The sequence below is a fragment of the Bartonella sp. HY038 genome (assembly GCF_014117425.1).
Lineage (GTDB): Bacteria > Pseudomonadota > Alphaproteobacteria > Rhizobiales > Rhizobiaceae > HY038.
The window spans coordinates 703,767-724,872 of sequence record NZ_CP059725.1; the positions used below are offsets into that span (position 1 = coordinate 703,767).

General features: G+C 41.3%; 19 protein-coding genes and 1 pseudogene. 7 read left to right on the forward strand and 13 right to left on the reverse strand.

Annotated features, from left to right (window positions below; genetic code table 11):
- Nucleotides 1-37: 37 nt before the first annotated feature.
- Entirely contained in the window at nt 38-1,570 is a 1,533-nt protein-coding gene (locus tag H3299_RS02860) for an ATP-binding protein (protein WP_182418823.1), read from the reverse strand.
- A gap of 325 nt (nt 1,571-1,895) precedes the next feature.
- Here H3299_RS02860 and H3299_RS02865 point away from each other — a divergent pair, with 325 nt between their 5' ends.
- Both H3299_RS02865 and pth read left to right on the forward strand, forming a co-directional pair.
- The gene (locus H3299_RS02865) at nt 1,896-2,507 is read left to right on the forward strand and encodes a 50S ribosomal protein L25/general stress protein Ctc (RefSeq protein WP_182418824.1); all 612 of its coding nucleotides are present in this window, start codon (nt 1,896-1,898) and stop codon (nt 2,505-2,507) included.
- A 166-nt stretch (nt 2,508-2,673) separates the two neighbouring features.
- A pseudogene (gene pth / locus H3299_RS02870) lies at nt 2,674-3,414 on the forward strand (aminoacyl-tRNA hydrolase).
- Nucleotides 3,415-3,496: 82 nt separating this feature from the next.
- Here pth and H3299_RS02875 read toward each other — a convergent pair.
- The 5 genes from H3299_RS02875 to H3299_RS02895 all read right to left on the reverse strand — a co-directional run bounded on the left by H3299_RS02875 (nt 3,497) and on the right by H3299_RS02895 (nt 9,376).
- Nucleotides 3,497-5,416: a potassium transporter Kup gene (locus tag H3299_RS02875; protein ID WP_182418825.1), complete on the reverse strand. Its 1,920-nt coding sequence runs from the start codon at nt 5,414-5,416 to the stop codon at nt 3,497-3,499.
- A 392-nt stretch (nt 5,417-5,808) separates the two neighbouring features.
- Nucleotides 5,809-6,549 carry a pyridoxine 5'-phosphate synthase gene (locus H3299_RS02880; protein WP_182418826.1) on the reverse strand — a complete coding sequence of 247 codons (741 nt, stop codon included), beginning with the start codon at nt 6,547-6,549 and terminating at the stop codon, nt 5,809-5,811.
- A 156-nt stretch (nt 6,550-6,705) separates the two neighbouring features.
- Entirely contained in the window at nt 6,706-7,611 is a 906-nt protein-coding gene (metF, locus tag H3299_RS02885) for a methylenetetrahydrofolate reductase [NAD(P)H] (protein ID WP_182418827.1), read from the reverse strand.
- A gap of 80 nt (nt 7,612-7,691) precedes the next feature.
- Nucleotides 7,692-8,684, reverse strand: a complete 993-nt coding sequence (locus H3299_RS02890; RefSeq protein WP_182418828.1) for a metalloregulator ArsR/SmtB family transcription factor — start codon at nt 8,682-8,684, stop codon at nt 7,692-7,694.
- A gap of 176 nt (nt 8,685-8,860) precedes the next feature.
- The gene (locus H3299_RS02895) at nt 8,861-9,376 is read right to left on the reverse strand and encodes a GNAT family N-acetyltransferase (protein ID WP_182418829.1); all 516 of its coding nucleotides are present in this window, start codon (nt 9,374-9,376) and stop codon (nt 8,861-8,863) included.
- A 350-nt stretch (nt 9,377-9,726) separates the two neighbouring features.
- Between H3299_RS02895 and H3299_RS02900 the strand changes: the two genes are divergently transcribed.
- Complete coding sequence (locus H3299_RS02900; protein WP_182418830.1) at nt 9,727-10,467, forward strand: OmpW family protein; 741 nt, start codon at nt 9,727-9,729, stop codon at nt 10,465-10,467.
- Between the two features lie 216 nt (nt 10,468-10,683).
- On the opposite strand, the gene H3299_RS02905 is transcribed toward H3299_RS02900, so the two are convergent.
- The 3 genes from H3299_RS02905 to H3299_RS02915 all read right to left on the reverse strand — a co-directional run bounded on the left by H3299_RS02905 (nt 10,684) and on the right by H3299_RS02915 (nt 14,681).
- Nucleotides 10,684-11,658 carry a tetratricopeptide repeat protein gene (locus tag H3299_RS02905; RefSeq protein ID WP_182418831.1) on the reverse strand — a complete coding sequence of 325 codons (975 nt, stop codon included), beginning with the start codon at nt 11,656-11,658 and terminating at the stop codon, nt 10,684-10,686.
- 105 nt (nt 11,659-11,763) lie between these two features.
- Nucleotides 11,764-12,903 carry an aromatic acid exporter family protein gene (locus tag H3299_RS02910; protein ID WP_182418832.1) on the reverse strand — a complete coding sequence of 380 codons (1,140 nt, stop codon included), beginning with the start codon at nt 12,901-12,903 and terminating at the stop codon, nt 11,764-11,766.
- Nucleotides 12,900-14,681, reverse strand: coding sequence for an SLC13 family permease (locus tag H3299_RS02915; RefSeq protein WP_182418833.1), 1,782 nt, complete (start codon nt 14,679-14,681; stop codon nt 12,900-12,902). The genes H3299_RS02910 and H3299_RS02915 overlap by 4 nt, the downstream gene beginning before the upstream one ends.
- A gap of 261 nt (nt 14,682-14,942) precedes the next feature.
- Here H3299_RS02915 and H3299_RS02920 point away from each other — a divergent pair, with 261 nt between their 5' ends.
- Nucleotides 14,943-15,119 carry a hypothetical protein gene (locus tag H3299_RS02920; protein WP_182418834.1) on the forward strand — a complete coding sequence of 59 codons (177 nt, stop codon included), beginning with the start codon at nt 14,943-14,945 and terminating at the stop codon, nt 15,117-15,119.
- Nucleotides 15,120-15,225: 106 nt separating this feature from the next.
- Nucleotides 15,226-15,603, forward strand: a complete 378-nt coding sequence (locus H3299_RS02925) for a DUF4260 domain-containing protein (RefSeq protein ID WP_182418835.1) — start codon at nt 15,226-15,228, stop codon at nt 15,601-15,603.
- Between the two features lie 34 nt (nt 15,604-15,637).
- Here H3299_RS02925 and H3299_RS02930 read toward each other — a convergent pair whose 3' ends face one another.
- Nucleotides 15,638-16,513: an ABC transporter ATP-binding protein gene (locus H3299_RS02930; RefSeq protein WP_182418836.1), complete on the reverse strand. Its 876-nt coding sequence runs from the start codon at nt 16,511-16,513 to the stop codon at nt 15,638-15,640.
- Between the two features lie 65 nt (nt 16,514-16,578).
- Between H3299_RS02930 and modA the strand changes: the two genes are divergently transcribed.
- A complete protein-coding gene (gene modA / locus H3299_RS02935; protein ID WP_182418837.1) occupies nt 16,579-17,310 on the forward strand; it encodes a molybdate ABC transporter substrate-binding protein in 732 nt (243 codons plus the stop codon).
- A gap of 4 nt (nt 17,311-17,314) precedes the next feature.
- Complete coding sequence (gene modB, locus H3299_RS02940; RefSeq protein WP_246708123.1) at nt 17,315-18,016, forward strand: molybdate ABC transporter permease subunit; 702 nt, start codon at nt 17,315-17,317, stop codon at nt 18,014-18,016.
- A 25-nt stretch (nt 18,017-18,041) separates the two neighbouring features.
- Here modB and modD read toward each other — a convergent pair whose 3' ends face one another.
- From modD to H3299_RS02955, 3 genes are all read right to left on the reverse strand, one after another.
- Complete coding sequence (gene modD / locus H3299_RS02945) at nt 18,042-18,890, reverse strand: ModD protein (RefSeq protein WP_182418839.1); 849 nt, start codon at nt 18,888-18,890, stop codon at nt 18,042-18,044.
- Between the two features lie 220 nt (nt 18,891-19,110).
- Nucleotides 19,111-19,737 (reverse strand): SH3 domain-containing protein, encoded by a 627-nt coding sequence (locus H3299_RS02950; RefSeq protein WP_182418840.1) that lies wholly within the window; start codon nt 19,735-19,737, stop codon nt 19,111-19,113.
- 236 nt (nt 19,738-19,973) lie between these two features.
- On the reverse strand, nt 19,974-20,780 hold the full coding sequence (locus H3299_RS02955) for an undecaprenyl-diphosphate phosphatase (protein WP_182418841.1): 807 nt from the start codon (nt 20,778-20,780) through the stop codon (nt 19,974-19,976).
- Nucleotides 20,781-21,106: the final 326 nt, after the last annotated feature.

Genomic DNA, 21,106 nt, shown 5'->3' on the forward strand with positions numbered 1-21,106 from the left:
CTATATGTAGTCATATGTTGTGAGATGATCTGCATCTTTATTCAGCCGCAGTTGGTTGGCCAGATGTCACATCATCAGGCTGCTCTGGATCACCTGCTGCAGTTTCTAAGCCAAGGTCTGGAAAAACAACAATGCGCTTACCTGAAAAATCGGTACGCACGACCACAAGACCGCGCTCTTCAAAATAGGTAAGCAAACGGCGCGCGCGAGAATGGGAATAAGTGCCATAAATACGAGCAAGTGTTGCGTCGCCGGGGCAGGGGGCGCCTGTAACAGCGGCTTGTGCAACGGTTAAAAATACGCCTTGCACATCATCGGTCAAGGTTTTGGATAATTCAAGCGCCTGTTGCCAGCCTTCTCCTGATGCGGTCTCATCATCAATACTAGCTTGCGCAACCGCTAATTTGCGACGAAACTGTGCAAGATCAAGCGGCTCCCCGGGTACACGGTGAATGCGGCAGCGGACAAGAAAATCTTGATAAAGTACCGCAACCGAGCGGTAGGCTGCATCAGGATCATTAACAATGTCGCGCATGACACTTTCGAATTGTGCCTCTTTTTCTGCCTTACCAATTTCTGGAAAGAGGGGAGCTTCGTCCTCTGGCTCTTCTTGGCGCATCCGTACAACTTCTTCTAATATTTCAGAAGTAGGCTTTGGAGGGGGCACTGGCGCAGGCCGGCGCGGGGCTATGCGAATTTCACTTGGCAAAGGTGTAAAGATTAATTCCTGTGCATCAACAGGTGCATCAGGCAGTGGCATTAATTTAGGGCTGGATGAACGAGCCGAGGTTTCCACATCCCCAATTTTAATTGGAAATGGTCGGCGCGATAAAGCAGGGCCAAGGGCAATAAAATGCCCACGCTCAAGATCACGGAACATTTCGGCTTGTCGGCGTTCCATGCCAAGAAGATCGGCAGCGCGTGCCATATCAATATCAAGAAAGGTACGCCCCATCAAAAAATTGGAGGCTTCCGCCGCAACATTTTTTGCAAGTTTTGCAAGGCGCTGCGTTGCAATAACACCAGCAAGGCCGCGTTTACGGCCGCGACACATTAAATTGGTCATCGCGCCAAGTGAAACTTTACGGGCTTCATCAGAAACTTCGCCGGCAGCGGCAGGGGCAAAAAGCTGCGCTTCATCCACCACCACCAACATCGGATACCAATAATCGCGTTCGGCATCAAAAAGACCGCCCAAAAAGGCAGCAGCAGCACGCATTTGTTGCTCGGCATCTAATCCTTCAAGGTTTAACACAACTGATACACGGTGTTGGCGGATACGACCCGCAATGCGGGTCAATTCATTTTCCGTGCGCGTGGCTTCCACCACCACATGGCCGAATCGATCGGCAAGAGTTACAAAATCACCTTCAGGATCAATGATACATTGTTGTACCCAATCAGCGCTTTGCTCAAGAAGACGGCGTAAAAGATGTGACTTGCCTGAGCCAGAGTTACCCTGCACCAAAAGGCGGGTTGCCAAAAGCTCTTCAAGATCAAGCGTTGCTGGTGCTGCTTTCCCCAAAGCAACATCCTTGGTCGCCACACCCATATTGATATCAACTTTCATTAAAACTCCAGACCACAGGCCTATTAACGGCTATCTAAGGGCAATCATAATGCGGCCTTAAGATCAATAGGCCGTAGTGGTAAATGATTCTGACAGACACTTAGCATTTTTTTGGCACAAATTGTGAATTTTTCAATAAAAAAACCACAACTCTTGCAAGTGAGGCAAGATTGCTTTATAGCAAGCCATCCGCGTAGACACCCTTGGAGGCAACGCGGAATGCAAGCATTACCCTCTTTTTTGAAAAATCAAATAAATAGGCATGATCTGCTGCATATTTTCAACTAATGTTGAAAATCTCCATAACACTTGAAAGGATACAGCCATGAGTAAGGGCTATACACTCAAGGCCGAGAAGCGCGATCGGGTTGGTAAGGGGTCCTCCCGCGAACTTCGCCGCAACGGTCTTATTCCTGCAGTCATCTATGGTGACAAGCAAGAACCAATTGCAATTTCCGTTCCCTATAAGGAAGTTTTCTACAAGATTCACGGTGGCGGTTTCCGTACAACTGTTGCAACTATCGATCTTGATGGTAAAAAAATTCAAGTATTGCCTAAGGATTATCAACTTAATCCAGTAAGCGACGCGCCTCTTCATGTTGATTTCTTGCGCGTTTCCGCAAAGTCAGTTGTTGAAGTAAACGTTCCTGTGCATTTCATCAATGAAGAAGCTGCCCCTGGTATTAAGCGCGGCGGCGTTCTCAATGTTGTTCGTCACGATGTTGAACTTTTGGCTCCAGCAAATGCAATTCCAGAAGCAATTACGGTTGACCTTACTGGTTATGAAATTGGTGATTCTATCCATATTTCTGCAGTTAAATTGCCTGCAAAAGTTGAAACCGTTATCCAAGATCGCGATTTCACCATTGCAACAATCGTAGCTCCTGCTGCTCTTACATCTGAAGAAGCTGCTGAAGAAGCTGCTGCAAGCGAATAATATTTTAAGGGGAGTTTACTCCCCTTTTTCTCAATCTGACATAAATTAAAGCATTTTAGGCTTAAACATTTTGTTTATGCGTAAAATGCTTTATGTTTTTTATGGCAATTGTTAACCCAATTCTTTAAATCAATATGCAAATATTTGTATTATACTGCGAGGCATCATGCTGCTTATTGCTGGTTTAGGTAATCCTGGCGCACAATATGCGCATAATCGTCATAATATCGGCTTTATGGCGGTGGATGACATTCAACAGCGCCACAATTTTTCCCCGTGGAGCAAAAAATTCCATGCCCTTATCAGCGAGGGAAAAATAAATGATCGTAAAATCCTATTAATCAAACCACAAACCTATATGAACCTATCTGGTCAATCAGTTGGTGAAGCAATGCGCTTTTATAAAGTGCCGCTAGAAAACCTTATTGTAATTCATGATGAATTGGATTTGCCGGCTGGTAAAGTACGGATTAAAACAGGTGGCGGCTCTGGTGGTCACAACGGCATTAAATCAATTGATGCTCATTGTGGAGCAAACTATCGGCGGTTACGCTTAGGCATTGGCCATCCCGGGCAAAAAGAACTCGTCCATAATCATGTTCTTGGTGATTTTGCCAAGGTGGATAATGACTGGCTAGAACAATTATTGAAGAATATTTCTGATAATATTGGCGAAATCGCTGATAATAAAGATAGCCAATTTATGAATAAAATATCTGGGCAGCAAGATAACAACGCTAAAACAAAAAAGCCTAAAGTTGATAAAGCTAAAACTGATGAAGGCGCAACCGAAAAGCCTAAGCAACAAAGCCACATAAGGTAAGCACGTGACGATCATCATGTGCAAAAAGCATCTGGACCCATGGCCGATATGCTTAAAAGGCTTTTTGGCAATAAAGAAAAATAGCTGGAAATAAAGCAAAAATTAAAATTAGCATTCACGAAAAGGCGTTTTAGCAATTTGCTAAAACGCTTTTGATTTTTAAAGGTTACACTGTAATTTGCGTACCAATTTCAACAACACGGCCGGTCGGAATTTGAAAATATTCTGTTGCATCAGAGGCACCACGAGCAAGCTTGATAAATAATTTTTCTTGCCAACGCGGCATTTCAGGCTTGCTACCTGTTTTGATAGAACGCCGCGACACAAAGAATGATGTTGTCATAATGTCAAACTTCCAACCAAGCTTACGGCATAATGCTAAAGCGCGTGGAATATTAGGCTGCTCCATATAACCAAAGGTTAGTTCTACTAGCATGAAACGTTCGTTAAATTGCGAAACCCTTGCGCGATCAACTCGGCTAACTCGCGGCGTTGAAGCAGTTTTAACGGTAAGAATAACATTATTTTCATGCAAGACCTTATAATGCTTCAAGCTATGCATAAGCGCGGTGGGCACCGTTTTTGGGTCACCGGTCAAGAAAACTGCAGTACCTGAGACTATAGTTGGCTGGCTTTTTGCAAGACTATCAATAATAACCTCAAGTTCTACTTCATTTTTGCGCGTCTTCTTCATTAAGTTGCGCGTACCACGCACCCAAGTCCACATAACCACACAAACAATGAGCGCAAGACCGATTGACACCCAGCCACCATCATGGATTTTAATAATATTAGCCGAGAAAAACAAAATATCGATTGTTAAGAAACAAGCTGTTAAAGCGACACAAGCAGGCAGGCTCCATTTCCAAATACGAGTCATCACAATGAAAAGAAGGGCGGTCGTTACAAGCATGTTACCGGTAACGGCAATGCCATAGGCGGCTGCCAAATTGGTGGATTTTTGGAAACCGATAACCAATGCGATAACAACAACTGCCAAAATGAAGTTTATCCTTGGCATATAAATTTGGCCAAGGGTTTTTTCAGATGTATGCAAAATTTCCAAACGTGGCAAAATGTTTAATTGTACAGCTTGGCGCGCCATAGAAAAAGCACCAGTAATGACAGCTTGGCTAGCAATAACAGTTGCCATTGTCGCCATTAAAATCATTGGTACTAATGCCCAACTTGGTAACATTTGATAAAATGGATTGGCAGCGGCTTGCCCATGGCTTAAAATAAATGCACCTTGCCCTAAATAATTAAGGATAAGGCATGGGAAAACCACCCAGAGCCAAGCCGCAACAATTGGCTTTCTACCAAAGTGGCCAAGGTCAGCATAAAGGGCTTCCGCACCCGTTACCGCCAAAAATACCGCGCCAACCGCGGCAAAAGATGTTGCCGGATTATTAAAAATATAAGCAACACCATGCCAAGGTAATAAAGCTTGCAAAATAGATAAATCATCAACAATATGAATAAGGCCAAAGAAACCAAGGGCCAAAAACCATACAAGGGTAATAGGGCCAAAAATAACCGCAACCCGCCCCGTACCAAAACGCTGCACGGCAAAAAGTGCCAACAATACCACAACGGTCAACGGCACAATAATTGGCTCAAGATCTGGTGCGACAATTTCCATGCCTTCAATCGCTGAAAGCACCGACACTGCCGGCGTAATTACCGCATCGCCAAAAAACAATGACGCACCTATGATACCAATCCCAAGCGCCCAGCCGCCATGATGTTTAAAGCCAGTACGCGCCAAGGCCATCAATGATAAAATACCACCTTCGCCATTATTATCAGCTCTTAAAACGAAAATAACATATTTAACCGTGACAATAAGAGCTAATGCCCAAAAAATAAGGGAGATAACCCCAAAAATATCTTCGCTGGCAATTGCCTTGCCTCCGGCGCCGGCATGGAGCGCTTCACGGAAAGCATAAATCGGACTGGTACCGATATCGCCATAAACAACACCAATTGCACCAAGCAGCAAGAGACGAAAACTCTCTTTCGAATGGTCGTTTGTTTCTTCAGTCAAGTCATCAGAAGACACATCTGCCGTTTGCAGATCAGCCATTGCTGGATTCCTTTCAACACCTTATGAGGCATAAACGCCATTAAGGTTTACTTTGAATATAGGGGGAAATAAAATTTCACAGGCTAAGCCCATTTTTAAAAAGCCTCTTCAAGCTCTACTAGACATATTTGCCAAGCTTACTTGCATCGCCTTATCTCTTTTCCGATAGTTCTCAATATCAGGCTATGCCTAAACTACCTTTGTTGATCTTTAAAAATAGCAATCTTTTGCTAAAAAAACTAAACTCTTTTTACTTTAACAATAAATGCGGTATCTAAATTCCGCAACCATTTTTCATTTTCCAAAATTATTTTTTATTTTCCAATGTCTCGGCATCTATAAACATTTACGCCGAGGCAAATTTGTTTGAATAATAATCACCATACCTCAATTTATTGCTGTGACATAGCGTCAATAAAGCGCTTCACAGTCATATTCATACCATATTCTAGCGCATCTGCAATAAGGGCATGCCCAATTGATGCTTCTGCAATGTAAGGTACGGCCTTTATCAATGGTGGTAAATTAGCAACGGTGAGATCATGGCCAGCATTAATTGCAAGACCATTTTGTTTAGCAGTTTCAGATGCTTGCTGTAAACGTTGCAATTCTATTTTTTGCTGTTTTTCATCGTTAAAAGTTGCACCATATGGACCTGTGAAAAACTCGACCCGATCTGCCCCTAATTTAGCGGCTATATCGAGTCCCTTTGGTTCAGGATCGGCAAAAAGTGATATACGAATTTTATTCTTTTTGAGTCGCGCAATGATGGGTGCAAGACGATCGGCATTTGCTTCAAAGTCCCAACCGTGATCTGATGTTGATTGCTGGGGCGCATCAGGCACAAGAGTTACTTGGTCTGCACCATTTTCTTCAACTAAACCTAAAAAATGATCAGTTGGGAAGCCTTCAATATTAAATTCACGGCCTTTATAATCATTATCCAATAATTTACGGATGTCTTTAAGGTCGCTAAATCGCACGTGACGCTCATCGGGACGCGGATGAACCGTAATGCCAACAGCGCCAGCGTCTAAAACAATGCGGGCAAAGTGCAAAAGGTCTGGCCAAGGCAAATCCCGCCGATTGCGTAGTAGAGCAATGGCATTAAGATTAACCGATAATTTCGTCATACTATAAAACCATATTAAAATTGTACAAAAGTTTTTTGAAAGATTATAGATTTAACCGCAAAAAACAACTAGATAAATATTTATAGCATGGTTTTTAATAGGAAATGCAATCACTTTAATGTGCCCACCTTTAAGATGGGCACCTAAATGAAGAGGTTAAACCTCTTTTTTTGCCTTGGGACGAATGCCGATAAGGTGGCAAATAGCATAAACAAGATCGGCACGGTTTAGTGTATAAAAATGAAAATCGGTAATACCACGCTCAACAAGGTCAACTACCTGCTCAGCGGCTACTGCGGCTGCAACAAGGCCATGAGTTTTTGGGTCATTTTCCAATCCTTCAAAGCGCTGAGCAAGCCAATCTGGCACATGAGTGCCATTGCGTGAACAAAAATTCCTCACCTGCCAAAAATTATGAATAGGTAAGATACCGGGTAAAATTGGGATATAAATTCCAGCACGTCTCACTCTTTCAACATAGCTTTCATATAAATTATTGTCAAAAAATGCCTGCGTAATCGCGCGGGTCGCGCCATTATCGATTTTGCGTTTTAATAATTCAATATCGGTTGCAAAATCTGGACTTTCTGGATGTTTTTCTGGATAGGCAGACACCGAAATATCAAAATCTGGATCAATGGCCTTTAAACCACCAACCAAATCAGCGGCATTAAAATATCCGCCTTTGGTTGGCTCATAAGTGCCGCCAATACCATTAGCTGGATCGCCCCGCAACGCCACAAAGCGTCGAATGCCAAGGGCAGCAAATTCACGTACTACCTGATCTACCTCGTCACGCGTAGCGTCAACACAGGTTAAATGCGCCGCAGTTGTAAGACCCGTTTCGTTAATAATCCGCTCAACAGTGCGCGCCGTACGCTCACGGGTTGAACCACCTGCACCATAGGTTACTGATACAAATTCTGGCTGCAATGGGGCAAGCCGCTCAACTGTTTGCCATAGCATTTCTTCCATTTTTTCGCTTTTGGGTGGAAAAAATTCGAAAGAAACTTTGAGATTCTCGCCAATATTATTACGGCGGGACAACCCATAAGATGCCATAGCCTACTCTCCTACAATGTTAAGGCCTTTGGGCCATTTGAAATTAAAATAAATCCGCATTAAAAAAATAAAATTGCCTATCATGCAGTTAATGCGGAAACCTTCTCAGCCATCAAAAGTCGCGGATCCTTTGCAAGCCATAATTTAACCGTTAGGCCTTTTTGGCGATCCTTAGGCTCAAACTCTACACTATCAACAAATTCTAATCCTGCTTTGTCGATCCATGTTTTCATTTGTTCATCAGAAAATCCAAGTCTTAAATGCGCATAATCGGTGCGCAAAAATTCCAAATCATGGGCAGCAAAGTCTACAATAATTAACCGTCCGTTGGGGCGCATAACTCTTGCAGCTTCCCGAATTGCAGCTTGTGGATCATCCAAAAAATGTAAGACTTGATGAATGGTAACAAGATCAAAACTTTCCTTATCAACGGGTAAGGCAGCAATATCGCCTTGGCGTACTTGCGCATTCGTAATGCCCGCCAAATCAAGATTAGAACGCGCAATAGCAAGCATGTCACGATTATTATCAACACCGACACCGCGCAGGTATAAGTCAGCAAATAATTTCAATATTGATCCGGTGCCAGTACCAATATCAAGCATGGATTGAAATGTCTTGCCGCCAACTATTTCTCTCATCGCTGCTTCAACGGCATTATCTGGCACATGAAGCAGGCGCAGCTTATCCCACAGGGCAGCATTTGCTGAAAAATAAGAAGCAGCGTAGGAGTTGCGTTCTTCTTTAACCTGATTTAACCGATGCTGATCGCTTTCTAACATATGATCACCATGGTTAAGATGATTGAGAATTGCATGAGTAATTGTCATGCGCATTTGATCATCAGCAAGGCGAAAATAAGCCCATGCACCCTCTTGATAACGAATGATAAGCCCAGCTTCTTGTAACAGCTTTAAATGTCGTGATACCCGAGGCTGCGATTGACTAAGAATACGCGTCAAATCAGAAACTGTTAAATCACCTTGGCATAAAACCGCCAAAATGCGCAGGCGCGTTGCTTCAGACGCAGCTTTTAGCATTTCAACCATTGCAGCAAGATCAAGATTTGACATATTTTCATTTCCAATTAAAATGCCACCCAGTATGAGTGATAAAATAGATATAAAGATATGTTTATGTCTTGTCTAGCTTTTTAATTGATTAATAGTGTGATTTATATAGTTTGGATAAACAAAGGACGCATCATTAATGTGCTTAAATTTTTCCTAACAACGCCCTTTTAATATTGCTAAATGAGTTTCAAGCAATTTTTGTGGCGAACAATACCGGCAATATCTACAAGGCTGCTGGAGGCAAGCTCTAATCCCAATAAACGATCAGGATTAACTGGGGCTGGCATAATAACGCGCCCATGAGGTATTTTTTTAAAGCCAAAGCGACCATAGTAAGGTTCATCACCCACCAATAGAATTGATGGAAAGTCAGCGTGGCGCGCAGCATCAATTGCCAAATTCATCAAATACTTGCCAATGCCTGCACTTTTAAGACTTGGAGAAATAACAATCGGCCCTAATAAAAGGCTTAAATTTTGGCCAATATAAATAGGTGTTTGCCGTATTGTACCGACAACTTCATTATCTTTTAATGCCACGAAGGAAAGAGAATAATCATGCCCACCAGATTCGCGAATGAGATGGGCTGCACGCGTAAAACGCGAAGGACCAAAAGCTTCTGCATTCAATTGTTCGATTATATCTTGATGCGCGGCATTTTCCTGCGCATAGGTAAGCTCTGCAAATGTCATTGAAAATTCCACTGGTAAAAAAACGCGACAAAACCTGCCTTTAAAGGCGAACCACTGTTCTTCGTCGGTTAAGAATCACAAAACCAGTCAAAAATTTTTCCAATGCAAATAGAGTGAAAACCCAATAAAGTTATTATTAGCAAAAAAAATTCAAATAGCCATAAAAAAAAGCAAGGTATAAAATATTTATAAATATTGAGGTAAAGCTAATATGTTGCAAGTAAGCAACAAGCCCCAATATCTAACGATGATAACGTTAGCTTTCCAAATAATTTGATTTCAATCAATGAACTAAGTGCGTAAAGGGTGCATTGATTAATCATGTTAATTGCACTTTTACGGAGAGAAAAATGAAAAAGTGGATTGGTGCTAGTGTTCTGGCCATAGCAGCTACAGCGGCTTTTTCTACCTCGGCATCTGCTGCCGATGTTGTAAGTCAACAACCAACACAATATGATGCAGCTCCGGTTGTGCAAGAGGCTTTAAGCCCATGGCAGATCCGCGTTCGCGCTTTGGGTGTTGTTCCACAAAACAAGGGTCACGTTAGCCAGATTGACAATTCAGGCCTTGGTTTTTCTAATACAGTAATTCCTGAACTTGATATCACTTATTACTTTACAGATAATTTTGCTGCCGAGCTTATTCTTGGTACAACATTTTCTAAAGTAGATAGCCGTCGTTCATTAAAAGAAGCTGGTGCGGGTCGTCTTGGTAAGACATGGATTTTGCCTCCAACACTTACATTGCAATATCACTTCACCAATTTTGGCAACTTTAAGCCTTATGTTGGTGCTGGTGTAAATTACACCTTCTTCTATAAAGAAAAAGGCTATGCAAATGATGCTGGTATTGGTCTTTCTGACTTCAATGTTAAAAATACTTGGGGCGCAGCCTTGCAAGTTGGTTTCGACTATATGATCGACAAACATTGGGGCTTCAACATGGATGTCAAAAAACTTTATTTGCGTCCTGATTGGAACGGCCGCTTAAATGCAGCAACAGCTGGCGCACTTGGTCTTGATCCACATATTAGTGGTAAAGCCAAGCTTGACCCATGGTTGATTGGCGCTGGTGTCACCTATCGCTTCTAATTATTGCTTTGCAATATTGCATTATAGCTTGTTGAAATGTGGGGGCTAATCATCAAGTTAGTAATGGGAGTGTTTCTTTGAAACACTCCCTTTTGTATTTTTTAGCGTTTTTTTAACTAAAAATAATCCCACATTTTTGATCATGTGGGCTAATAAACTAAAAGCAATGATACAGTACATGAGCTAAACACTAGCGAGTACACTGTTTGTAACGCACTATTTTATAAGCTTTTTTTCCTTAAGATGGTTTAAATATATTTCGCCGTCTTCGTCAAAAATATCATCGCCTTCTAACATATAAGCGCGCAGCAAATAATCGGTTGCTTCATCCTTGCGGTTTAAATCATATAGGTTCGTACCTATTGAATAAAGAATATAGGGATTTAAATAGCCCTCCGCTGACTGATAGCCGCGTTCAAAATATGATAGTGCCTCCTGATGATCGCCTTTACTTTGATAAGCGTCACCCAATGCTGCGTAAAGCCATAGGCTTGCTTCCCATTTTTGGCGCGGCTCTGGTAATAAACTCAATGCCTGCTGCCACTTTTCAATAGCTGCATCTATTTGCTTGTTATCAAATAACTCTTGCCCTTGACCTGATAGATTTTCTACTTCTTCATAAATATCATCAGGCAACTCGTCCTCGTCCAATTCATCAACCACTTCTGGAGTTTTTGCGCTTGATGTTAAGCCGTTTTCAATAAGATAGGCTTTTATCGCATTTTTATCCAAAGTCGCTTTTTGCTTTTCACCTTCATAATAAAGCATAAATTTATAGTGATTTAAATCTGCACCTCTAAAAGCACCTTTGCCGTATATTTCATATGTGCGATGAAATGCTTGGTAGGCTTGTTCATAATCTTCAAGCTTGAGATAGCCTTCACCTGCAGTACTTAAAACATAGAGTTCTGTTTTTTCTGGGGAGTGATACATTTTAAAAGCAATATCAATCCACTTGGCAAATTCTTCAGAGTTACCGATATTGGCATATTTATTAGCCATATTGATTGACATTATTTGCGGATACATCATCCACGTCTCTTTGGGCTCAGGAATAAGATCCCAAGCCTTAAGGCCATATTCTATGCTTAAAGCGATATTTCCACTACGCGCCAATTCCCCAGCTTTACTTAAAAAGTCGGTAACTTGCTGTTCAATTTTGACAGGGAGTTCTTGTATCACAGTCATCATTAACTCCTTTAAAAACAATGCATTTTTCCATCAATTATATTGGCATTAAATAATCGCCGATCGCTAGTATATTTTTATAAAGTGATAAGTTAAACAATATAAAGTTTATTTTTCCGCTTTTCCTTGTAAGGCAAGTAATTTTTCTTTTTTGCTTTGTTCTACCTCAGCACGGACGGCATCAAGGATTTGCTTCCGCTTATGGGCTTGCAATCGCGCTTTTCGTGTGCGGCTTTTATAAAACCGTGCAATCGTGTTTTCGGTCATTTCAATATCGTTGACGCAATTGCGCCAAGAAATTGGTACTTCACTGCGGATTGAGCGATCAGGCTTTGAAAAATCGGTGTAATGTCCACCTTCTCCGGAAAATACCCGACAATTATCGGCAACAGCTCGAATAGCATCACTTAGCCATTCTGGTGGTGGTTCTGCTTGTTTGCGCAGTGCGTTGACAAGAGCTTCAGAAAATAAAAGCGTCACCGCATAAAGACGAATGGCCGCTTGGTCATAACGCACCGATAAAGCGGTAACTTGTTTCGATGCAATACGACCACGCAATGTCCAGCGTGCACTATCGCGCGCTACATCAATAGCGCCAGTTAAGGCAACCAAAGCAATATGGGTGCGTGAACAGCTTTTTAAAGCGCTTACGGCTGCCGCAACATTGCCTTCATCTAGGGCATTGGCGGCTAAAGTATAATTATTGGCAAGCTCTCGAAAAAAGCGTTCAACCGAGGCGCGAAGGGCTTTAATGGGGTCGGGCGTAAAAAGCACTTGGCTAAATAATAGACCAATCCCAGTTCCAACCATCACATCAATGACACGCGTAAAACCTGCGACTTCCGCACCCATTGCGAGCACCATAACCGAAGAAACGCCCGCTTGGATAATAATTGCTGGAACAACTGCATAGGCAGAACCAATAAGCAATCCCAAAAAGGCTACAATAGTGATGCGCAATTCAATTGCCATTGGCGGTAATAAAAGCGTCATTTCACCAACAAAAACGCCAGTTAGAACACCAATCAATACGTAAATGGCTTGTTTGCCATGGTTGGTAAGCCCTGGAGCAATACAAATAAGTGCCGACATTGACGCAAAAATAGGATGAGAGTGCCCAAGCCAATGCTGTGAAATATACCAAGATATACCCGCAGCAATACCAGCAAGCGCAGCGTCTACCCAATTGGCGCGTGCCTGCGACCAAGCCAGCTTTAAACGGCGATTTAAATGTTCAAGTCCAATCATTGTAATGGCCAAACCCACATTAGCATCGGTACTGAAATCAAGAGGATTAAAAATGACAATGGTAGCCCAAGACGCGGATAATCACTAAATTTATATCCTCCTGGTGCCATAACCAGCATATTGCATTGATGACCTATGGGGGTTAAAAAATCACACCCTGCACCAATAGCAACTGCCATTAAAAAAGCCTCCGGTTTATAATGGAGTGACGTTGCAAAGCTTGATGCAATTGGTGCCATTACCATTACCGTTGCTGCATTATTCAAGAAAGGTGTCACCAACATGGCAGCAACCAAAATTAATGCAAGCGCACCAAAAGGCGGTAGCGAGGCTGCAGAATAAGAAAGCCAATCACCAATCAATTTGGTGCAGCCCGTGGTTTCCAGCGCTTGGCTGACTGGAATAAGCGCGGCAAGCATTATTAATATTTGCCCATCTAAGCTTTTATAAATATCGCGACCTGGAATAACCCTAAAAACAACCATGGCGGTTGCCGCGGCAAAAAAAGTGATAGCGACTGGCACAAGCTGCAAAGCTGTAACCATAATTGCCAATAGTAAGATAAGCAATGGAATAAGCCCACGGCGCAAACTACCTATATTAATATTACGCTTGGCAAGCGGCAAAACTTTTAAATCACGTAAAAGGCCGGGTAATAGGTGTTCTCGCCCTTGCAAGACAATAACATCACCAAGGCGAAAAGATATTTCACCAAGACGGGCACGAATACGCTCGCGCTGGCGACTTACCGCAAGAAGATTGGCATCGTAGCGGTCAAATAGTGCAAGGCGCTTGGCAGAAATACCGATAAGCGGCGAATTATCCGTAATCACCGCCTCAATAACATCGAGTTCTTGTTTTTTATCGCCTTCTGGAATAGGCCGCCCAGTAGACAATGACAGTTTGCCAGTATTAATCAAAATATCAAGGGCTTTTGGACTGCCTTCAACGATGATAATGTCACTTTCAGCTAAGATCGTATCAGGAAGTGGCGCAATATTTTTTCCGCCCCTAATGATTTGTAACAACATCAAACTGCCGGTAACGGGACGCAAAACCTCAGAAACGGTTTTACCAATATAAGGTGAGCCCGTTACAATTTCTGCTTCAGAAACATAATCACGAATTTCAATCGCTTCGCTATTTGGAACTTCGCTACGACCACGCACCGGCAAAATCCAATAAAAAAGCACAAGATAAATAAAGCCACCAAGTGCAATGGTCGCGCCAACAGGCGTAAAATCAAACATAGAAAATGACTGGCCAGTCATATTTTCACGAATACGCGAAACAACCACATTGGGCGATGTACCAATTTGCGTCATAAGGCCGCCCATCAAAGCGCCAAAAGACATTGGCATTAAAAATATTGACGGTGATACGTTTGAGCGACGCGCAAATTGGAAAGCTACCGGCAGCATAATTGCCAAAGCACCAATGTTTTTAACAAAAGCTGAAAGAATGGTTACAACAATGACCAAAAACGCCAATTGCATCCTTACAGATCCGGTATCATGCCAATAACGTTGGATGAGGTTTTCCATAATGCCCGATCGCGCAACACCAGCACTTACCAATAAAGCACTACCGACAATAATAACAATATCGTCACTAAACCCAGAAAAAGCACCATTTTCACCGCTGACAGGTACAATTCCAACGGCTACCGCAATAAGTAATGTGCAAACTGCCACAACATCAAAACGAAATCGGTCGAGAATGAAAAAGAACATCATCAAACCGATAATTGAAAAGGCAAAAATTTGCTGATGCGTCATGAGAGCTTATTCCTTTTGGCGTCAATCGCCCTTTATGGCAGTTATAAACTATTCAACGGTATTGAGTAGCCAAGTTTTATATTTCAGCGATCATAAAAATATGATTTGCACATATATTTTTTCTTTAAAAAAACATAATAACCACCATTCTTGAAAAAGGGCTTTCTCTGCACGATAAGGGTATAAATAATTGGGTTTTAACCAAAATCCAGTGCCTCACTGCGATTGAAGAGCTTCAACAAAATAATATAGCCATATTGGGTGGTGATACTTAATCGTAACGGCCAAATAAATCCAAATGGCGATAGTTGGTCGGTCGATCGCCAAGTTGGTGAAGGTGATCAAGAATATTTTGAGCGTAGCATAAATGCGGCGATAAAATTTTTTTCTAACCCAATTTATGCAAAAGATAGCTTTCTTCTTGTACTCAAACAATAAATATCAAATAGGTTTTTAACCAAGACATGGCCCAAGCTGTCATTATTTTTTAATTTTTTAATAATATCGGTAAATTTAATATATTTCTCACATTCGGTATTTATCCATGTTTTCATTTAACAAGCCTAATCTTATTTTACGCATTGAGGCATTATTTTTCTTAGCCGCAGTGATATTTATCTATTGGAAAATGCAAGGTTCATGGCTGCTTTTCGCTATTTTATTTTTTGTACCCGATATTTCGATTATTGCTTATAAAGTTTCGCGGGGCATCGGCAGTACTATCTATAACCTATTTCATACCACAATTTTTGCGATTATATTCGTTGTCATTGGACTAGCAATAGATAATCAAAATTTATTATCCATCGGCTTAATATGGGCGGCTCATATCGAATTTGATCGTGTCCTTGGCTATGGTTTGAAATATCCAACAGGCTTTCAAGATACGCATTTGGGCAAAATTGGTGGTGTTAAACAATAGGGGATCAATAGCACGATAGCGGCCCTACTAATATTTATTCAGCTGCGTTGAATTTTAAATGATCACAGCACAGTTTAACCACATCACCTTTTTTAAAGCCTTGGGGCAAATTATCAATTTTTTGTTTGATAGTTTGCCCCAATGTTTTAACAATAACAAATCCATCTTCATCAGCAAGACTTAAAATTTCACCTATCATTTCCAGCTTGTTATGTACCTTGTTTTGGCGATAATCCTTTAAATTTTTATCCGTGACAATTTTTCCGGCATTTAATTCCACAATGCGATCAGCCATTGAAATAATATCTTGTTTATCGTGACTAATCATAATGGTTGTCGTTTCAAATAAATCATGTAAGCGCCGTATTTCACCTTGTAAAAATAGACGCATATGTGGATCAAGCGCCGACAAAGGCTCATCAAGTAATAAGAGTTTTGGTTTGCTGGCTAAGGCACGGATAAGTGCAAGGCGTTGTTGTTGCCCACCTGATAATTGTGACGGATAGACGTGAGCCAAATTTTCCAAGCCCACTAAGGCTAGATAATCTAAGGCAATTTTCTTTTTATGCTTTTCCTTAATGGAGTAATAAAGGTTTTTTTGTACGCTCATATTGGGAAACAACGCATAGTCTTGAAAAACAAAGCCAATATGGCGATTTTGTACCCGCTTATTAATCTGCCGCTGACTTGAAAACCAAATATCATCTTGGGCGTCAATCTGGCCAATCTGCGGTTTATCCAAGCCGGCAATCAGCCGTAAAAGACTGGTTTTTCCTGCTCCTGATGGCCCACATAAAGCAACAAATTGTCGCTCAAAAATGGCAATATCCACATTAAGGTCAAATGCGCCTTCGGCACCCATCAGCGGCTTAACTAGACTAATATCAATAAATTTTTTAAAAGCGTTCATAGGTTTAACTATACAACGATATTTGACGATGTTATAGAGCTAAAATACGAATGAAGGAAATTAATATGCGTAAACTTTTGACCTCTATTATTGCAATGACCACCATCATCGGCTTTGGCAGCGCTGCGCTTGCAGATAATGCCATTATCGCTTCAGCCGGTGGCTTTCGCAAGCCAATAACTGAACTTGCAACTCAGTTTGAGCAGCAAAGCGGCTTAAAATTGGACCAAGTTTATGGACATATGGGGCAGATTATTACGCAAGCATCAGAAAATAAAGATGTTGCATTGGCTTGTGGCGATGAAAGCGTATTAAAAGCCGCCAAGAATGTTGAATTTTCAAAATTGCTACCGCTTGGTGATGGTAAATTAGTTTTGGCTTTCCGCAAGGGGCTTAAAATTGAAGATACTAAGGATATTGTAGCAGCCGACATAACAAAAATTGGCGTTGCAGATCAAAAAAGTGCAATTTATGGCATGGCAGCACGAGAATTTTTACAAAACTCTAAGCTTGATAAGGAAGTAGATGATAAAATTTTGCCTGTTGCTAGTGTTCCGCAGGTTACCAGCTATATTGTGAGCGGTGATGTTGATGCAGGTTTTATCAATGCTACCGATGCATTAGGCGCTGGCGATAAAATTGGAGGCTTTATCGAAGTTGACCAAAAACTTTATACACCAATCAAGATAAGCTGCGCAGTAACCAAAGACCATGCAGAAACAAAAGTAGTTAAAGAGTTCTCGTCGTTTTTAGAAACCCAAGCTGCCCAATCTATTTTAAAACGCTATGGGCTTTAAGATATTGCTACTTAATCTAATCAACGAAATTGCCGATCCAAGCGTCATTCAATCGGCAATTTTAACCTTACGCGTCGTTATAGCTACATTTTTTTGTCACCTTATTTTAGGGGCGCTCCTTGGCTGGGCATTAGCACAAAAAAAGTGGTTTGGGCGCACTCTGCTTGATATCATCATTACGCTGCCGCTTATTTTTCCGCCTATGGCTCTTGGTTTTTTTCTTCTTTTATTGCTAGGGCGCAATGGTTATATCGGCAAATTTTTAAACAATGTGTTTTCTATCAATTTGATATTTTCGATTGAGGCCGTGATCTTAGCTTCCGTCATTGCTGGTCTGCCATTGGTCGTAAAACCGGTTGAGGCTGCAATCCGAAATCTACCAAAAAGCCTATGCGAAGCATCCTACACGCTTGGACATAGCCGCTTGGCCACATTTTTCTTCGTAATTTTACCCAATATAAAAGGTGCATTTATCGCAGGCCTCATCCTTGCAACCGCCCGCGCAATGGGCGAGGTTGGCATAACCCTCATGCTTGGCGGTAATATTTTAGGCCGTACCAATACAATATCGTTAGAAATTTATAATGCCGTTTTCAATACAGACTATGATCGCGCCTTGGCATTGTCGCTTCTACTTGCAGTTATTTCCATGCTGATATTTATATTAATGCGCATTTTCACCCGTAATGATTTGCAAAAACATTAAATTTAATATTATGTTTCCCAATATTTTATAAGGCTTTATGGATTGCTACCTTCACATCTTTTGGAGGTGCATAATAAGGCTGTGAGGTTACAAGAATATCTGCTCCTGCCTGCGCAAAACTTTTCGCATTTTGCGTATTTATGCCGCCTGCAGCAGATAGTAGGGGAGGATTTTTAAAGCTTAAAAAAGCTGTTTTTAATTGGGTGATATCTTCAAGGCTTACCTTATCCATCTGGATAATATCCGCGCCAGCTTTTGCAAATTCCAACGCTTCTTCAACATTGTTGCTTTCAATAGCAATTTTACGCTCTGGTGCGGCATTGCGTAAATCAGCAATGTATTTTTCAAGGCTAATATTTGGCGACATGAGATTGCGATGTTCTGCAAAAATAAGAGCGAAGTCAGAGAGTCCCAAACGGTGTGGACTTGCGCCGCCACAAATAATAGCTTTTAATGCCGCTTTCTTAACGCCCGGCATATGTTTGCGTGTACATGTCACGTGACAATCAGCATTGCCGGCTTTGGCTTCTTTAACAATATTAGCTGTTGCGCTCGCTATGCCAGATAAAATTTCCATAAAAGTTTGTGCAACCTTATATAATTCGTGAATAGCACCGGCTGGTCCACTAGCCGTTAATATCACATCACCAGCTGCTAACTCATCCCCGCTTTTATAAAACAAAGTTGTTTCAATATTTTTCAAAGAAAACATACGCGCAGCTTCTTCTATGCCGCATAAGGTCATAGCATGTCGTGCTGACATAGTTATTTGTGCTTTGACATTACTTATACCTAAGCCATGGGTGGTAATATCACCATAAGGACAATCATCATTAAGTAAGGATAACAGTGTATCATCAGTTAGGAAAATCATGCTTGTCCTCTAGTGGCCAGTTTTTTTATTGTTAAATTTCTCAATTACTTTTGCTTTTTAAAAAATAGTTATAGAAAAACCTAAAGTGCAGCCAATGCTTATTTTCAGTAATTATGCTAAGTGCTTTATAATTATTTAAAACCTTACCTAGTTTATAACATAGAATTGTTATGCGGCTAGGTAAGATTTCGTTTAGATTAAAACAGCCTGATTGACGCCTCTACTGCTGATACAGACTTGGAGCCCTTCTGAAGCTTGGCTGTGGTCTTTGGTAGGTTGGTATAGGCCGTTTGTAACTTTGTGGTGGTTGATAGTTTACCGGCGGTCTTTGGTAACCCTGTGGTGGTCTTTGAACACCGGGGCGCGGTGGCGGAGGTCTATTAAACCCTGGTGGAGGCCGATGAAATCCAGGAGGTGGCCGATGGAAATTTGCAGGTGGGCGTTGATAGACTGGAGGCGGTGGTGGGCGATGATAATGATGGCGATAATAATTGCGGTGGCGATTGCGATAGTAATAATTATCATAGCCACCAATAATAAACGGCATTGCAACTGCAGGAGCCGGGCTTTGCACATAAGGTCTCACCGGTTGTCTTGCTTCCCGATAAGCAATATAACGGGCTGAAATCCAGCCACTATAGCCCCCCGCATTGATCAAGCACCAATTAGCCCGACATTGACTAATATTAATTGGATAACCAGCCGGTAGCGTTGCTTGCACGCGGTAACGTGTACTTGGGCCATTGCGCAAATTTACATTTCCAGTCGTAATGGCATCAGCAGCAAGTGCAGTGCCAGCACTAAGGCAGAAAATACTTACTAATAATGAACTTAAAAACCTTTTCATGATACACCATCCTAAGCTGCAAAAGCAGCTGATAATGACCTTGATGGCCAAAAAAATTACGCCATTATGATTTGCTATTACAATATTTTATTTCACAACAGCGCGTTGATATTTGTAACAATGCTATCCTATTAGCAGATTTTAGATGAATGGTTAATGAATCGTTAATGATGCTAAAGCCCCCGCGATAAACAGTCAATTAGTAAAAAAAACTAAAAATAGGATGTTCTTTTAGTCTAAGACCAAATCATAAGCGCGGCAAGCCCTAAAACACCAACAATAATGCGCCACCAGCCAAAAAGCGTAAAGCCTTTGCGTGATACATAATCAAGGAGATGGCGGACAACAAAAACGCCGGAAATAAAGGCAACAACAAAGCCAATTATGATATATAGCCCGTCATTAAATGTTAGAACGCGATAGCTTTTAAAAAGCTCAAGCGCAAAAGCTCCTGCCATGGTAGGCAAGGCTAAAAAGAATGAAAATTCGGCGGCGGAGCGCTTATTGGCTCCCATTAACAGCGCAGCTACAATTGTCGAGCCAGAACGCGACACGCCCGGTATCATTGCAAGGCACTGGCAAAAGCCAATGGCAAGACACATGCCAAGGGGATATTTTGTTGCGTCATCATAACGGGGCTTAAGGTCCATTTTATCAACAGCCAAAAGAATTATGCCACCAATAATCAGCGAAATACAAACCAATAAAGGCGAGGCTAAAAGATAAGTTTTAATAACGCTATGTAAAGCAAAGCCGATAAAAACAGCTGGTAAAAAGGCTAATAAAACACCAAGGACAAAACGGCGCACGCTAGCATCGCTAGTAAAATTGCGGGCAATAAATGCAAGCTTGCCAAAATAAACGGTTAAAATTGCTAAAATAGCGCCAAGTTGAATGAGAATCTCAAAAGTTTTTTGAGGAGAGTTAAATCCTAAAAAATGGCCAATTAAAATAAGGTGGCCAGTTGAAGAAACGGGAATAAATTCAGTTAATCCTTCAATAAGTCCTAGGAAAAACGAATTAAAAATTTGATAAAGATCCATAGTGAGCCTATTGGTGCAAAGGTAAAATGTTAAATGACGTTAGTTGGTAAAAGCTATATATTGGCTTTATAAGACATTAAAATAAAACAAGGCGTTAAAAAATATTTATTTAGTAACTAATTTATTATAACTGGTTTGGCTAGACGTTTTCGCTAAAAGTCATTATGCACAAGTGATGTATTTTTTTGGCAATGTATTTTTGGGTAATGTAATTTTTGCGGCAATGCCTTTGTTGGTACTGTTTGGCTTTGCTTATAAAAAACCATGTTTGGTCTGGTCTATTGAAATATGTTAATGAAATATCAAATAGAGTAAATAGTATTTTA